At 71.1% G+C, this 14,181-nt stretch carries 16 protein-coding genes and 1 pseudogene; 7 read left to right on the top strand and 10 right to left on the bottom strand.

Going from position 1 to position 14,181, the window contains the following annotated elements; translation table 11 throughout:
* Positions 1 to 291: 291 nt before the first annotated feature.
* Together ACZ6C1_RS06700 and ACZ6C1_RS06695 are read right to left on the bottom strand one after the other, a co-directional pair.
* Positions 292 to 924 (bottom strand): gamma carbonic anhydrase family protein, encoded by a 633-nt coding sequence (locus ACZ6C1_RS06700; RefSeq protein ID WP_469238355.1) that lies wholly within the window; start codon positions 922 to 924, stop codon positions 292 to 294.
* A gap of 36 nt (positions 925 to 960) precedes the next feature.
* Positions 961 to 1,743 (bottom strand): MerR family transcriptional regulator, encoded by a 783-nt coding sequence (locus ACZ6C1_RS06695; protein ID WP_469238352.1) that lies wholly within the window; start codon positions 1,741 to 1,743, stop codon positions 961 to 963.
* Positions 1,744 to 1,900: 157 nt separating this feature from the next.
* Here ACZ6C1_RS06695 and ACZ6C1_RS06690 point away from each other — a divergent pair, with 157 nt between their 5' ends.
* From ACZ6C1_RS06690 to ACZ6C1_RS06680, 3 genes are all read left to right on the top strand, one after another.
* Positions 1,901 to 2,380 (top strand): macro domain-containing protein, encoded by a 480-nt coding sequence (locus ACZ6C1_RS06690; RefSeq protein WP_469238350.1) that lies wholly within the window; start codon positions 1,901 to 1,903, stop codon positions 2,378 to 2,380.
* 194 nt (positions 2,381 to 2,574) lie between these two features.
* Positions 2,575 to 2,811 carry a hypothetical protein gene (locus ACZ6C1_RS06685; RefSeq protein ID WP_469238349.1) on the top strand — a complete coding sequence of 79 codons (237 nt, stop codon included), beginning with the start codon at positions 2,575 to 2,577 and terminating at the stop codon, positions 2,809 to 2,811.
* Between the two features lie 295 nt (positions 2,812 to 3,106).
* Positions 3,107 to 3,280, top strand: a complete 174-nt coding sequence (locus ACZ6C1_RS06680; RefSeq protein ID WP_469239108.1) for a hypothetical protein — start codon at positions 3,107 to 3,109, stop codon at positions 3,278 to 3,280.
* Between the two features lie 153 nt (positions 3,281 to 3,433).
* On the opposite strand, the pseudogene ACZ6C1_RS06675 reads toward ACZ6C1_RS06680, so the two are convergent.
* Positions 3,434 to 4,097, bottom strand: a pseudogene (locus tag ACZ6C1_RS06675) (YsnF/AvaK domain-containing protein); the annotation flags it as partial.
* A gap of 179 nt (positions 4,098 to 4,276) precedes the next feature.
* On the opposite strand from ACZ6C1_RS06675, the gene ACZ6C1_RS06670 reads away from it, so the two are divergent.
* Complete coding sequence (locus tag ACZ6C1_RS06670) at positions 4,277 to 4,825, top strand: phosphatase PAP2 family protein (protein ID WP_469239061.1); 549 nt, start codon at positions 4,277 to 4,279, stop codon at positions 4,823 to 4,825.
* Positions 4,826 to 4,970: 145 nt separating this feature from the next.
* Here the strand turns inward: ACZ6C1_RS06670 and ACZ6C1_RS06665 are convergent, their stop codons facing one another.
* From ACZ6C1_RS06665 to ACZ6C1_RS06650, 4 genes are all read right to left on the bottom strand, one after another.
* Positions 4,971 to 5,948 carry a YihY/virulence factor BrkB family protein gene (locus tag ACZ6C1_RS06665; RefSeq protein ID WP_469238347.1) on the bottom strand — a complete coding sequence of 326 codons (978 nt, stop codon included), beginning with the start codon at positions 5,946 to 5,948 and terminating at the stop codon, positions 4,971 to 4,973.
* Positions 5,949 to 6,027: 79 nt separating this feature from the next.
* Entirely contained in the window at positions 6,028 to 6,747 is a 720-nt protein-coding gene (locus ACZ6C1_RS06660; protein ID WP_469238345.1) for a DUF3618 domain-containing protein, read from the bottom strand.
* The gene (locus ACZ6C1_RS06655) at positions 6,723 to 7,130 is read right to left on the bottom strand and encodes a phage holin family protein (protein ID WP_469238343.1); all 408 of its coding nucleotides are present in this window, start codon (positions 7,128 to 7,130) and stop codon (positions 6,723 to 6,725) included. Before ACZ6C1_RS06655 ends, ACZ6C1_RS06660 begins: the two co-directional genes overlap by 25 nt.
* A gap of 1 nt (position 7,131) precedes the next feature.
* Positions 7,132 to 7,734 (bottom strand): hypothetical protein, encoded by a 603-nt coding sequence (locus ACZ6C1_RS06650; RefSeq protein WP_469238341.1) that lies wholly within the window; start codon positions 7,732 to 7,734, stop codon positions 7,132 to 7,134.
* Positions 7,735 to 8,125: 391 nt separating this feature from the next.
* Between ACZ6C1_RS06650 and ACZ6C1_RS06645 the strand changes: the two genes are divergently transcribed.
* Together ACZ6C1_RS06645 and ACZ6C1_RS06640 are read left to right on the top strand one after the other, a co-directional pair.
* The gene (locus tag ACZ6C1_RS06645) at positions 8,126 to 8,293 is read left to right on the top strand and encodes a hypothetical protein (protein ID WP_469238340.1); all 168 of its coding nucleotides are present in this window, start codon (positions 8,126 to 8,128) and stop codon (positions 8,291 to 8,293) included.
* A 603-nt stretch (positions 8,294 to 8,896) separates the two neighbouring features.
* Positions 8,897 to 9,676, top strand: a complete 780-nt coding sequence (locus ACZ6C1_RS06640; RefSeq protein WP_469238338.1) for a GNAT family N-acetyltransferase — start codon at positions 8,897 to 8,899, stop codon at positions 9,674 to 9,676.
* Here the strand turns inward: ACZ6C1_RS06640 and ACZ6C1_RS06635 are convergent.
* Both ACZ6C1_RS06635 and sph read right to left on the bottom strand, forming a co-directional pair.
* Entirely contained in the window at positions 9,664 to 10,659 is a 996-nt protein-coding gene (locus ACZ6C1_RS06635) for a cation diffusion facilitator family transporter (RefSeq protein ID WP_469238336.1), read from the bottom strand. The genes ACZ6C1_RS06640 and ACZ6C1_RS06635 overlap by 13 nt on opposite strands.
* Positions 10,660 to 10,737: 78 nt before the next feature.
* Positions 10,738 to 11,802, bottom strand: coding sequence for a sphingomyelin phosphodiesterase (gene sph, locus ACZ6C1_RS06630; RefSeq protein WP_469239059.1), 1,065 nt, complete (start codon positions 11,800 to 11,802; stop codon positions 10,738 to 10,740).
* Between the two features lie 98 nt (positions 11,803 to 11,900).
* Here sph and ACZ6C1_RS06625 point away from each other — a divergent pair, with 98 nt between their 5' ends.
* A complete protein-coding gene (locus ACZ6C1_RS06625) occupies positions 11,901 to 12,797 on the top strand; it encodes an oxygenase MpaB family protein (RefSeq protein ID WP_469238334.1) in 897 nt (298 codons plus the stop codon).
* On the opposite strand, the gene ACZ6C1_RS06620 is transcribed toward ACZ6C1_RS06625, so the two are convergent.
* Positions 12,769 to 14,139: a GH1 family beta-glucosidase gene (locus ACZ6C1_RS06620; protein ID WP_469238332.1), complete on the bottom strand. Its 1,371-nt coding sequence runs from the start codon at positions 14,137 to 14,139 to the stop codon at positions 12,769 to 12,771. The two genes, ACZ6C1_RS06625 and ACZ6C1_RS06620, sit on opposite strands and share 29 nt — an antisense overlap.
* Positions 14,140 to 14,181: the final 42 nt, after the last annotated feature.

The following is a 14,181-nucleotide window of genomic DNA, read 5'->3' as shown; positions in this document are numbered from 1 at the left end:
GCACACAAACAAACCCCCCCCCCCCCCCCCCCCCCCACACCCCCCCACCCCCCCCCCTAGGCCGCCGCCCCCCCCCGCGGCCCTCACCCCAACCCCCCCCCCCCCCCCCCCCCGCCGTCGCGAGACGGTGGCCGAGTCCTTCCGCGAGGTGATCCGGCCGCCGGGCCCGGCGGGTGACGACCTTCAGTGGTCTGCCCGACCGCCCTCGTCGGCGAGCGGCCCGCCGTCGCGAGGCGGTGGCGGGCCCTTGCTCGTCACGGTGACAACCCGTCCGCCACGGCGCCCGAGCACCTAGGCGTCGTCCCCGCGGTCGCCGTCCACCGGGCGGTCGTCCCGGTGCCGGGCCAGCGCGCGGCCGTAACGGCGGGAGACCTCCGGCATCAGGGAGGCACCCTCCGCCGGGCGGTCCAGGCCGAACACGTACCCGGGGAAGTCGAGTTCCCGCTGCACCGCCCAGATCTCGCCGTGGTCGTCCGGCGGGAACAACTGCCCCGGATCGCCCACCGCCACCCAGCCGATCGGCACGGTCGTGTCCTCGGCGAGGACCGTCCTCAGGTGGACGACGCCGTTGACGCGGACCTCGCAGCGGGCCCCGAGGCGCGCGCCGTTGAACACGCGTGTGCCGGTGGCGAAGAAGACGTCGTCGGCCGCCTCACAGCCGACGAGATAGGCACCGGGACCCACGAGGACGTGCCTTCCCAGCCGCACCGGGTCCTGGCGGGTGCCGCGCAGCACGGCGTTCTCCATCACGATGCAGCCCTCACCCAGCTCGACCGGACCGCCCTCGGCGGTCAGGACCGCACCGAACAGGATCCGGCAGCCGGGTCCGACCCGTACGTCTCCGCAGAGGGTGGCGTTCGGCGCCACGTAGGCGGTCGGGTCGACGGTGGGCGCGTGCCCCTGGTGCTCGAACAGCATGGCCATGGCCCGCATCGTGCCACCCCCGGGCCCATTCGGCGCTCACTCCGCGCGGAACGCGGCGCCCAGCTCCTCCTTCAGTGACCGCTGGAAGGCCGTCACCAGCGCCTGCACGACCAGCGGCTGCATATGGGCGGACAGCGACTTCATCGCCGCCACGTGCTCCGGGTCGGACTCGCGCTCCCGGTAGGGGCCCCACACCTCGTCCCGGAACAGCCGTGTCAGCTCCTGGGCGGCCGCCCGGGTGTGCTCCACCAGGACCGTGCGGGACGCCAGGATCGTCTCGTGGGCGATGGGCACGTCCAGCAGCCGCACCCCCAGCCGCAGCAGGCCCGGGTCGACCCGGAAGGTGCCGTCCGCCCCTGTAGGGGCCAGCACGTCCATCGCGGCGAGCCGGTCCAGGTCCTCGTCGCCGAGCGCCCGCCCGGCGCGCCGCTCCAGCTCGGCCCGGGACAGTTCCTCCGGCGCGTCGGGCGCCCAGGTGGCCACCAGCGCCCGGTGGATGGCCAGGTCGTGAGCGCTCAGATCGGGCGGGAGCTGCTCCAGGTACCGTTCGATCGCGGCGAGCGTCATGCCCTGGTGCTGGAGTTCCTCGATGAGCGCCAGCCGGGAGAGGTGCTCGGGCCCGTAATGCCCCACCCGGCGCGGGCCGATGACGGGCGGCGGCAGCAGGCCGCGGGTGCTGTAGAACCGGATGGTGCGCACAGTGACGCCGGCCCGGGCGGCGAGCTCGTCGACGGTGAGCGTCGGCTGCTGCTCCCCGGTCCCGGCCGGCCCGCTCCCGGTCGCCGCGGTCCCGGTGGGCTCGGTCGCCTCGGTCGCCATGCGGGCCTCACTTCCGGTTCGTACGCTGGGTGTGTCCAACAGTATTGCTGTACCACCATCGCTGTGAAAGCCACGCCCGGCGTCCAGGGGTACGAGCCGCCCACCTTCTCAGGCCCTGCACAAGCCGCTCCGATCCGGTGCCCGTACGGTAGTTCGCATGACGGGGATCGCCTACGCACGGGGGGACGCCACCGCGCCGGCCGGTAAGGGCGTCAAAATCATCGCGCATGTCTGCAACGACCTGGGCGGCTGGGGCAAGGGCTTCGTCCTGGCGCTCTCCCGCCGCTGGCCGGAGCCCGAAGCCGCGTACCGGCGCTGGCACCGTGAGCGCGCCGGGAACGACTTCGGGCTGGGCGCCGTGCAGTTCGTCCAGGTGGGGCCGTATCTGTGGGTGGCCAACATGGTGGGCCAGCGGGGGATGCGGACGGGCAGCAAGGGGGTGCCCGTGCGGTACGAGGCGATCGACGCGGCCCTGGGCCGGCTCGCCGACAGGGCTGCCGAGCTGGGCGCCTCCGTCCATATGCCGCGCATCGGCTGCGGACTCGCGGGCGGCAAGTGGTCCCGGGTGGAGCCGCTGATAGCGGAGCGGCTGGCGGCCCGGGGGATACCGGTGACCGTGTACGACCACGAAGCCTGACGGCGCCACCGGGAAAACCGGTTGGCGCACCAGGGGCGCGCCGATGGGCTGACCGTATGGATCACCACACGGTACGGGCGCTGTTCGACCGGTCGCTGCGCGTCGGCACCGTCTTGGACGGCGGGGCCGTCATCTAGACATCCGACGCTGCGGGGTCTGGCTTCACTGGCCGTCCAGACCGCCCCGCCGCCCTCGTGCTTCAGCTCGTCGAACGCGCCCGCCCCGCCGTCACGGCGCCACTTTCCACCGCGCTCCCGCGCTGCGCCTGCAGCTCGCCCCCGGTCCTGTCGGCCCTGGCCGAGCCCGGCCAGGCCTGGATCGGTGAGACGCAGTGGACGCCCGTGCGTGCCGGCCTGGTCGCCGAAGTCGAAGGCGGTGCCACGTGGCACGCCGTCATCCCGCGGGTGGTCCGGCTGCGCGCGGACGTCTGACCCTGGAAACAACGCAGCGGGCGTGATGCTGTCTCAGCCGTTGTCGGCACCGGGGGCAGGTCTGGCGGCGGTCGGCCTCGTAGGCGGCTTCCACCTTCCGGCGCCCCGGCCGGGACCACGGCGTCCTTGGTGGCGCAGAGCCCTACAAGGACGGGCGCCTTTCGGGACGCTGGTGAGCACCGGGCCGAGGGTGGGTTGCTGCGGCAGGTGTGAACGGCGGCAGGGTGCGGGCCGCCTTATCGCGTGTAAATCTGGACAGGAGATTTGTGCATATTTGCTGCGAGGAGGCGTGACCATGGGCGCTGGCGAGATGAGGCAGCGGGCCAAGGAGATGGCCGACAAGCTGCGACAGAAGGGCCAAGGCGAGCAGAAGAACAAAGGGCAGAAGAAGGCCAAGGCGAGGGAACGCAGCGCGCTCATTCAAGACCAGATGAAAAAGCTTCAGGAGCGGCGGCACCGGAGCGGGTAACCCCACGAGGTGACCCGTGGGCCCCAGACCAGCATCACCGGGTCTTGCTCGCGTCGTCCGCGCCCGCCTGGGGCTATGGGACCGGCCGGGCGGGCGCGGGAACCTGAGGCCCCCCGGACGCCTGTAAGGGCGCGGGGCACACGTAAGTTGGCGACGGCGGTCGTCCTCTTCGTCGACGCCTTCGGCCTCGATCCGCCCTCTGCGGACCTCGCCGGTGACGGTCTCCTCTTCCGTGTCTTCCGTGCTATTCCGGAGTGAGACGTACGCGTTCGACTGGTACCGCTTCGGTCTGAGCCACGGGCTTTTCTTCGTGGAGCGTGACCTCGTCTTCGGCCTCGGAGATGTCGGGCCCGGACATCGCGTCGTCGACGTTGGCGTCGGTGATCGGCTCGCGCTCCAGGCGCACCTCTTCGCGGCGCACGGGGACGGGTTGCTGGACCTCTTCGGTGACGACGCGACGTACTTGCGCAGCCGTGTGCGTCCTGCCTCGCGGCGTTCAGTGCCGACGTGCATCTGCTCCTCGGAGCGGGTCATCGCGTCGTCGCCCTTGCTGCGGGCCAGCCGCCTTCGCCGGGCTGGTTGGCCTGCTGCCAGGCGGCGTCCCAGTCGCTGCCGTAGTACTCGTACAGGCGGTGTTCTTCGTCCTCGGACAGGTGTCCACCGGCGTCGACATCGATGTTGGGGGCGTCCTTGATCCTTGCCAGGTGGTACCGGTGACGTCATCGAGAAAGACGTGCTTGGCTTCGCCGACCTTGTTTCCCCTCCGCGTCGTAGAGGGATGCTCCAGCGCGGCCGGGATCTGCTCTCGGGTGATCATCTTGACCCTCCTGCTTCCCTGGGTGGTTACCAGCCGCGTAACCGAGGGAATGGCGAGGAGACATGTTATATGGGTTAATGTCCAGTTGGTGCTGGCGGAGCTCGGGGTCCGGCGAGGTGCAGGACGCAAAGCGGATTGAGCTGGGGTGTCAGCTAGCGGATCAGGGGAAAGCGGTGGCCATGCTTCTGCTCCGCGACCTGCGCCGCCTGGACCGGCATCTGACCCGAAGGGCCGCTTCGTGGGACTCGCCCTGGGTACGGAAAGGTCTGCCGGCGGTGGAGTCTGCCGCTGAGGGGACCAAGCTGTGGTGGGGCACTGCGGCGCTGATGGCCGCGGGGGGCGGGCGGATCAGCCGAAGGGCCGCAGCGTCGGGCGTGCTGAGTATGCTCGCTTCGCAGCTGGTCGCGAATGCCGTGTGCAAGCAGTTGTATGAGCGGCGCAGGCCGCCTCAAGAGTTGATTCCGCACGACGGTGTCGAGGATCGTCCGGACTCCTCGTCCTTCCCCTCCGGGCATACCGCTGCCGCGGTGGGCTTCACTGCCTCCGTGGCCGCGTCTTCTCCGTGGTGGGGAGCGGCCGCCGCCGTTCCGGCCACTTTGGTGGCTGTGGAGCGCGTCCACAGCGGAGCCCACTACCCCAGTGATGTCGCTTTCGGCGCCGTCATCGGGATAGCCGGCGCCGTTCTGGTCCGCCGTGCGCCCCGCCTGCTGCTGCGCAGCCTGTCGTAACACCCCTCGTGCGCTCTGGCGACTGCGCATGGGTGGGCAATGCTCGGTATGCGCCGGGGGCGACATGTACGCGACATGAGGAATGTGAGACGGCAGCCAACCTCTTACTCAGCGGAACCGGCGGGCCGGGACGGGGTGGCCGGACTTAGAGTTTGCGGGTGTCGCGGGGCTCGACGTAGGGCTCTTCGCCGGGCGGGTGGCCGCTTTCGATGGCGCGGCCGCGTTCGAGTTCGGCGTTGAACTCCAGGCCGAGCAGGATCGCGATGTTGGTGATCCACATCCAGATCAGGAAGATGATGACCGCCGCCATACTGCCGTAGGTCTTGTCGTAGCTGCTGAAGTTCGCCACATACAGGGCGAAGAGAGCGGAGGCGATGAGCCAGATGACGACGGCGATGATGCTGCCCGGGCTGACCCAGCGGAACGTGCGTTTGACGTTCGGTGACGCCCAGTACAGCAGCGCGATGATCAGCATGAACAGCAGGACCAGCACGGGCCATTTGGCGATGTTCCACACCGTGATGGCCGTGTCGCCCAGTCCGAGGATCTCTCCGGTCTTCTTGGCCAGGTTGCCGGTGAAGACCACGCCCACCGCCATGACTGCCAGCAGCACCACTACGACCAGGGTGATGACCAGCCGGGTGGGCATGGTCTTCCATACGGGGCGGCCTTCACCGATGTCGTAGACGGCGTTGGACGCGCGCATGAATGCTGCGATGTACCCCGAGGCCGACCACAGGGCGACCGCGATCCCAATGATCAGCGCGATGCCGGCTCGGCCCTGGTTGCCTTCCAGCTGCTTCAGGATGTTGGTGAGGATGTCCCGGGCAGCCCCGGGGGCGAGGCTGCCGAGGTTGTCGATCAGCGGCCTGATGGTGGAAGTGCCCAGCAGCCCCAGGATGGACACCAGAGCCAGCAGGGCGGGGAAGATCGCCAAGACCCCGTAGTAGGTCAGGGCGGCCGCCCAGTCGGTGAGGTTGTCTTCCTTGAACTCTTTCACGGTGCGTTTGAGTACTCCGAGCCAGGATCGTTTGGGTAGATCCGTCGGTTTCTCGGCCGGCGGCTTGCCCTTCGTCCTCGGGCGGGAGGTGCCGTTGCCATCTGATGCCGGGTTTTGCGCCATGGCTCACCCCTTCTCGGACGGGTGCCGCCGCACAGCCCGAGGGAGGAGGGGCAAAGGCAGTGCGGCGGCTGCGGATGGTTCAAGAGCCGGGGGCCTGCCGGCGGGCCTCTTCGGCCACCTGCTGCCCGGACTCCTTCGCCTGCTCGGTGACCTGGCTGGCCTGCTCGCTGGCCTTCTCCTTGGTGGTCTGCGCAGCTTCCGCGGCCGTGCCCTTGACCTCTTGGACGGCCTGCTTGGCGGCCTCGGTGGCGTCCTGCTTCACCTGCTGGGCGGACTCCAGCGCCGCTTCCTTGACCGGCTCGATCGCCTCTCCGGCCTTCTCGGAGATCTGGGTGGCAGCCTGCTCCTCGGCCTGCGAGGTCGGCAGGAGTGAGGCGGCCAACAGCCCGGCGCCAAAAGCGATCAGCCCGGCTGCCAGCGGATTGCCCTGCGTCTGCCGCACGGCCTGCTCCGGCGCGCTGCTGACCGCCTCACCGATCTGTCCGGCGGCCTGGCGCCCGGTGTCCGTGGCCTGCCCGGCGCTCTCCTGTAGCGAGGTGGCGGCCTGCCGCGTACGGTCTTGAGCCTTCCCTGCGGCGTGCGAAGCGGTGCCCATGACGCGCTCCCGCGCACCGGAAACCGCGTCACGGGTGCCCATGACGCGCTCCCGCGCACCGGAAACCGCGCCACGGACCCGAGCCGTGCGGTGGCGCACCATCCGCCGAGGGCTGGTGCGCTCGGCCAGCTGGTCGACATCCTGCGACAGCCGCTCCCGTGTGGTCTCGATGTCGGCCCTTACCTCGTCGGGTGACGTGCCCATTGCGCGTCCTCCTTCAACGTCTCCACCGTCTGCTCCGGCTTCGGCGACACGCTCCGCATTCGGGAGCGGCCCATCACGAATAGCACCGCACCGATCACCGCCCACACCGCGGTGATGATCAGCGCAGCCCAGCCCAGATCCATCACATTGGCCAGGCCGAACATCGCCGCGAGTGACACGAAAAGGGACACCATGTAGCCGGCGAACCCGGCCCCGCCGAACATTCCGGCGGCCTTCCCCGCCTTGGCGGCTTCCTCGCGGATCTCAGCCTTGGCCAACTCCACTTCCTGCCGGAAAAGCGTCTGCACATCCGACGTCACCGCGGACAGCAGCTCACCCACCGAACGGTCCTGCTCGCGCGGCTCCGGGGCCATCGACGACATGTCACGCCTCCGGATAACCCGGCAACGCCGGCCGCACCGTCCCCGCGGGCATACCCGGCGCTCGTTCATCCCGCACCGGGGCCTGCGGCGACTCCTGCGAGGACTGGCCCACCTTGCCGCTGGCCTTGGCCAGTCTGCCGACGGCAAGTCCGGCCAGCGCCGCCCCTCCCAGGAACACTCCCGGCCGCCGCCGCGCGAACCCCTTCAGGTCCTCAGCCATGCCCCCCAGACCATGCTCGTCGAGGTAGTCCGCCGCGCGGTGACCGCCGTCGGCCGCCTGAGAGACCAGGCTGCGGGCCGGAGAATCCTCGGACGCGCTCTGTGCCAGGTCGGCCAGATCGTCGGCCCACTGCCGTACTGTGCCTGCCACACGCTGGGTCTGGTTCTCCGCCTCCTGCGTCACTCGCCCCCGGAGGTCGCTCACCGCCGTGCCGGCCTGCTGCCGCGCCTCCCCCGCCACCGCCTTGGCCTGCTCCACAGCCGTGCCCGCCATCTCACCGGCCGCTTGCTTAGCCTGACCGGTCGTGGCCGACGCCTGCTCCTTCGCTGCCTGCCCGGCCTGCTGGGCACGCCCAGCACCGCCACTCGCGGACTCAGCACTCATCGCTTCCTCCTCCTTCGCAACACGCACAACCACACGGCGCTTCGACCGCCGGACTGCCCGTGGAAGTCACCGGACACCGTCACCGCGTTCTTCAGCTGGCCCGATGTGCCAGGGCCATACCGCGCGCTCGTGTGCTCTTGTGCCGGGACGCCCCCCGAGTAACCACGCCTACGGCCACGAAACGGGACAAATGTGGCTTCGGTCTTGCCCGTTGATCTTGGACATTCGAGACCGGCTGCACCGCTACAACACCCGACGCCGCCACTCGAGCCTTGGACACCGCAGCCCCATCGACCTACGAGACGGCACTCGAAACGACATCAACGAACCTGGCCGCAGCCGCGTAAGCCCGTGTCCAGGATTCGGGGGCAAGGCCCAAGAGGACCAGGCCGTGATCCCCGACCATTACCGGCTCAAGGGCGCATCGCTGCCGGCTGCGTCCGGCCCGCGCGAGCGGGGGCCCTTCGGCGTCTGGCCGCCGTCGGGGGGCGAGAAGGCCGATGACGAGGGCCAGGAGCACGACGGTCTTGAGGCGACGATCGCAGCGGGTCAGCCCTGACCCCCACCGATGACGGATGTGCCTGAGGAGTCAGGGAAGCGGTGTTTCTCCGTGATCATTCCCGGGGGGGGTGCCGTGCTCGGCTCGCCCCCCGGGTCATGCGATGCTGCGTGCCTTGGCGATGGCGACGACTGTGCTGCGCCGGCGGTGGCGCCGTTCGTAGTCCGGCACCTGCCGCGCTTCGGCGGGGCGGCGGTCTGCAGCCGGGCGATGATCCTGGCGGGGAGTGTGGCGTCGTACCCGGGCCACGGTTCGCTGCCGCGCAGCTGCTCGATGGCGTTCAGGATTTCCGGCCGGCTGCCGGCGTGTGCGCGCTCGTAGCTGTCGAGCGCGTTCAGCTCAGCCTGGGAGAGCATCGGCAGGCGCTGGCTGATGGCGGCGATGCTGAGGTGGTCGTATCCGAAAATCGGCCGGTCGTCCTTCCGCGTGATCGCGTCATCGGCCTCATCGGGTGCGCCTTTGGCCGTGCGCGCAGGCTGCCGCAGCGCTCGTGGCGGCTTTCCGGATCAGTTCGAAGGCAGAGCGCACGGTACCGGTGGCCGCATCCGGTAGGCCGCCGCGACCCGAGCGTGCTGGGCGAGACTGTCCTCCAGCGCGCCAGAGATGCGGCGCGAGGCATGGCCCGACGGCCCGGGCTCCACGGTCGATCGGGTCGGGGACGTCGTACAGCAGACCGGCCCGGCCCACGGGTGGAACGGGGTGCTGTGGTCGGCCCTCGACGAGACACGGGCCGAGGAGGAGATCGCCCGGCAGGTACGCCACTTCACCTCGCTCGGCCGCGCCTTCGAGTCGAAGCTCTACGCGCACGACTGTCCGGCCGACCTCGGCGCGCGGCTCCGGGCGACCGGCTTCGTGGCCGGGCCCGAAGAGGCCCTCATGGTCGCCGAGGTCGCGGTTCTGCACGGCATCGGCAGCCGGGTGCCCGAGGGGGAGATCCGGGCGGTCACGGACGAGGCCGGTGTGGCACTGGTGGCGGAGGTTCACCAGCGGGTCTTCGACACGGACGGCGCGCACCTCCGGCGCCGCCTGCTCGACCAGTTGACCGCGCACCCGGACACCGTGGCCGCCGTCGTCGCCATGGCCGGCGACCGGCAGGTGAGTTCCGCACGCCTGGAGCTGCCGCCCGGCGGCGCGTTCGCCGGCCTGTGGGGTGGTGGCACGGTACGGGAGTGGCGCGGCCGGGGCGTCTACCGCACCCTGGTCGCCCACCACGCCCGCATCGCGGCCGAGCGCGGCCGCCGCTACCTCCAGGCCGACGCCTCGGAGCGGAGCCGCCCCGTCCTACGGCGCCTCGGGTTCAGCCGGCTGTCCACCACGACCCCCCGGCTGTCCACCACGACCCCCCGGCTGTCCACCACGGCCCCCTGCGTCTACGAGCCCTGACCTGCCGCCGCCGTGAAGTGGTGCGCCAGCGCCGCGTGGGGGTCGGCGCCCGCCGGGTGGGCGTGGTCGATGTGGACGGTGACGGCCGCCAGCCGGGGCACCTCGTGGAGCAGGGCGTGCTCCGCCGCGACCGCCACCGCGTGCGCCTGGACGACCGTCAGCGACGGGTCCACCACCACGGACGTCTCCGCCCGCAGGGCGTGGCCCAGCCACCGCATGCGCACCGGTCCCACCTCTCGGACCCGCTCGACGTGCGACAGCACGTGCTCCGCCCGCTCCACCAGCACCGGGTCTACGGCGTCCATCAGCCGGTGCCACACCTCGCGTGCCGCGCCCCGCAGCACCAGCAGGATGGCGCCCGTGATGGCCAGGCCCACCACCGGATCCGCCCACCGCCATCCCAGGGCCGCGCCGCCCGCGCCCAGCAGGACCGCCAGTGAGGTGAAGCCGTCGGTGCGCGCGTGCAGTCCGTCGGCGACCAGCGCGGCCGAGCCGATCGCCCGGCCCGTACGGATACGGGCCCTGGCCACCCACTCGTTGCCGACGAAGCCCACCAGGCCCGCCGCCGCGACGGCCGGCAGATGGCCGACCTGCTGCGGGTCCAGCAGCCGCCGTACCGCTTCGTACCCCGCGAAAGCGGCCGACGCGGCGATCACCAGCACCACGAACACCCCCGCCAGGTCCTCGGCCCGGCCGAAGCCGTAGGTGTAGCGGCGTGTGGCGGCCCGCCGGCCCAGCAGGAACGCGAGTGCCAGCGGCAGCGCCGTCAGGGCGTCCGTGGCGTTGTGCACCGTGTCGCCGAGCAGGGCGACCGAGCCCGACAGCGCGGCGATCACCGCCTGCACGACGGTCGTCGCGGCGAGCACCGCGAACGAGAACCACAGCGTCCGCAGCCCCGCCGCCGACCCCTCCAGAGCGGCGTCGATCCGCTCACCGTGGTGGTGATGGTGGTGGTGGTGATGGTGGTGTCCACGACCCGTCATGGACACCACCATGACAGCCGGACCGCCCTGCAGCCACCGTCGAAAAGCGGCCTGTGACCAGCTGCGAAAGCCTTGCGACTACCTCGCGGACGCGATGACCGGGTAGTGGTCCGACAGGTTGGTGTAGGTGTACTGCTTGCCCCAGCTCGAGACCGTCCAGGGCGCGCTCTGCTCCTTGATCACCTCGTTGGTCCAGCCGGCCGGCCTGGCGTGACCGGCGCGGTGCAGGACGTAGTCGAGGTCCTCACGCGGGTCGTCGGGGTAGCGCTCGGAGGCGATCGAGTTCAGCTCGGTGTCGAAGGAGTACGGGTGCCCGGTGCGCGCGTCCGCCCCCGCGAGCCCCGCGTCGGCCAGCATCGTGGCGTACTCACCGGTGTGCGAGTCCACATTGAAGTCGCCCGCCACCAGCACCTGCTCGGACGCCGGGATGTTCTTGGCGTCGAGGAAGGCGTCCATCGCCTTGAACTGGCGGCTGCGCATCTGCGCCGCCTCGCCGCTGTCACAGCCCGGGTCCGTCGACTGGGCATGGGTGCCGACGACATGGACACGTGCGCCGTTGACGTCCAGCACGGCGTAGACGAAGCCCTTGTTGGAGTACCAGTCGGCACCGCACGCGTCCTTGTAGACGTACTGCTCCTTGCGGACGATCGGCCACTTGCTGAGGACCGTCACACCGCCGTCCTCAGGCGTCGTGGCCGAGTACGCGCCGCTCGTGGCGTCCCACCCGGTCTTCCCCCGGCCCATCACCGGCGTCTGGTACGGGTACTGGGCGGCGGCGTCGCGCATGAGCGCGTCGGAGGAGGAGTTGTCGAACGCCTCCTGGAGCACCACCACGTCCTGACCGCGGAAGAAGGGCGCCGCCGGTATCTCCTTCGCCCGGTGGTCCTGCCCCCAGTTCGGGTAGAGCGTCTTGCTGAAGAGGAACGCGTTGTACGACAGCACCTTGAGCGCCGGCGTCCCGGCCGCCGCGGACGAAGCCGCCGCGGACGAAGCCGAGGCGGACGGGGCCGTCGCGGTCACCGCGGCGGCGGCGAGCACGGTGGACAGGGCGGTGGAGAGGGCAGCGGACAGCGCGGCGCGCTTTCGGGGTCGCGGCACGGAAACTCCAGGAAGAAGTGGGGGGTTGGACATCGCGCGGCACATCAAATCAGCCACGGTTACTTTCCGGTAGCCATCGCGTGCAGGGAATCTTGCGGACCCCCGTCCACCACACCAACTTATCGACGGCGGATACTGGGACCATGAGCACGTCCTCCGCCACGAACGATCCCGCACCACCCCCGCCCGGCGGAGTGCTCTGGACCCTCGCGGGCGACATCCGGGGCCTGCTGATGCTGCCCGCCGCCCTCACCCTCCAGGTCGCCCACCCCGCCGTCGGCGCCGGCGTCGACGAGCACTCCGTCTTCCGCACCGACCCATGGGGCCGCGGCGAGCGCTCCCTGCGCTCGCTCCAGCTCTGGGTGTACGGGGGCGAGGCAGCCGCCGAGGAAGGGCGCCGCCTGCGCCGACTCCACGCCACGATCCAGGGCACCGACACCCGAGGGCGCCGCTACCACGCCCTCACCCCCGCGAACTACGCCTGGGTCCACGCCACCGGATTCCCCGTCTTCCACCACGCCTACCGCTACCTCGTCCGGCCGATGACCGAGGCGCAGGAGCGCCAGTTGTACGCCGAGTGGCTGCGTGTCGGCCGCATCCTCGGCCTGCGCGACCGCGACATGCCCCGGACGATCGAGGAGTTCTGGCCCTACTACCGCAAGGTCCTCGCCGACGAGATCGAGGCCACCGCCGTCGTACGCGAACTCGTCGCCACCGACAGCCCGGTGCCCCCGCCCGACCGAGGGCCGCTGCCGCTGCGGCTCCTCCTGCGGGCCCTGTGGCCGGTGCTCCTCCCACCGCTCGCCCGCTTCCGCCGTTTCGTCACCATCGGCCTGCTGCCGCCGGACGCGCGCGAGGCGATCGGCCTCGAGTGGTCGGACGCGCAGGAGCGGAAGCTGCGCCGCTTCGGCCGGGTCGTACGGGCCGTCGTCCCCGTACTCCCCGAGCGGCTGCGCTACCTCCCGCTCGCGCGGGAGGCGCGCCGGGAGCACCGGGCACGGCAGGGGCGGCTCAGCCGCGCAACCCGCCCCGCGCGATGACGTCCGCGTACCAGCGCGCGCTGTCCTTCGGCGTCCGGCGCTGCGACGCGAAGTCCACGTGCACGATGCCGAACCGCTTGCCGTAGCCGTACGCCCACTCGAAGTTGTCCAGCAGGGACCACAGGAAGTACCCGCGTACGTCCACCCCGTCCGCGAGCGCCCGGTGCACGGCCGCGAGGTGGCCCTCCAGGTAGGCGACCCGCTCCGGATCGTGGACCTCGCCCGACGGGTCGGCGTAGTCGTCGTACGCGGCGCCGTTCTCCGTCACCATCAGCGGCACCTCCGGCAGCTCGTCCCGCAGCCGGGTCAGCAGCTCGTACAGACCCTCCGCGTCCACCGGCCAGTCCATCGCCGTGCGCGGACCCGGCGCCGGTACGAAACGCACATGCCGCTCGGTGCCCGGCCACGGGGACGGCGCCTCGGACGTACCCGCCGCGACGACCGTGGGGGAGTAGTAGTTGATGCCCAGCGAGTCGATCGGCGTGGCGATCACCTCCAGGTCCCCCTCCCGCACGAACGCCCAGTCCGTCAGCGCGGCCGTGTCCTCCACCAGGTCCGCCGGGAGACGCCCGTGGAACACGGGCTCCAGGAAGATCCGGTTGCCCAGCGCGTCGACCCGCCGGGCGGCCTCACGGTGCTCGGCGGAATCCGAGAGCGCGCGCACCGCATGGAGGTTGAGCGTCAGCGAGACCTCCGCGGACCGGGGGAGGGCCGTGCGCAGCACCTGGACGGCGCGCCCGTGCGCGAGGTTCAGGTGGTGGGCGGCGCGCAACGACGCGGCGGCATCGGTACGGCCCGGGGCGTGCACGCCCGAGGCGTACCCGAGGAACGCCGCGCACCACGGCTCGTTCAGCGTCGTCCAGGTCGTGACGCGGTCACCCAGGGCGCCCGCCACGAGCCCGGCGTACTCGGCGAACCGCTCGGCCGTCTCCCGGTGCGGCCAGCCGCCCGCGTCCTCCAGCTCCTGCGGCAGGTCCCAGTGGTAGAGCGTGACGACCGGCCGGATGTCCGCGCTCAGCAGCTCGTCCGTGAGCCGCCGGTAGAAGTCCAGGCCCTTCTGCACCGCGGGTCCCCGTCCGGTCGGCTGCACACGCGGCCAGGCGACGGAGAACCGGTAGTCCGTCACGCCCAGGTCCTTCATCAGGGCGACGTCCTCGGACATCCGGTGGTAGTGGTCGGCCGCGATGTCACCGGTGTCGCCGTTGCGGACCTTGCCCGGCGTACGGCTGAAGGTGTCCCAGATGGACGGCGTCCGGCCGTCCTCGTCGGCGGCGCCCTCGATCTGGTAGGCGGCCGTGGCCGTGCCCCAGCGGAAACCGGCCGGGAAGGTGAGCTCGGTCATGAGACTCCCAACGAAGAATGGAGGAAAGGGGGAGCGGGAGCG

The sequence above is a fragment of the Streptomyces sp. NPDC041796 genome, assembly GCF_055590785.1.
Note: the sequence above shows the minus strand (reverse complement) of the source record. Positions and strands in the feature narration are given on the sequence as shown.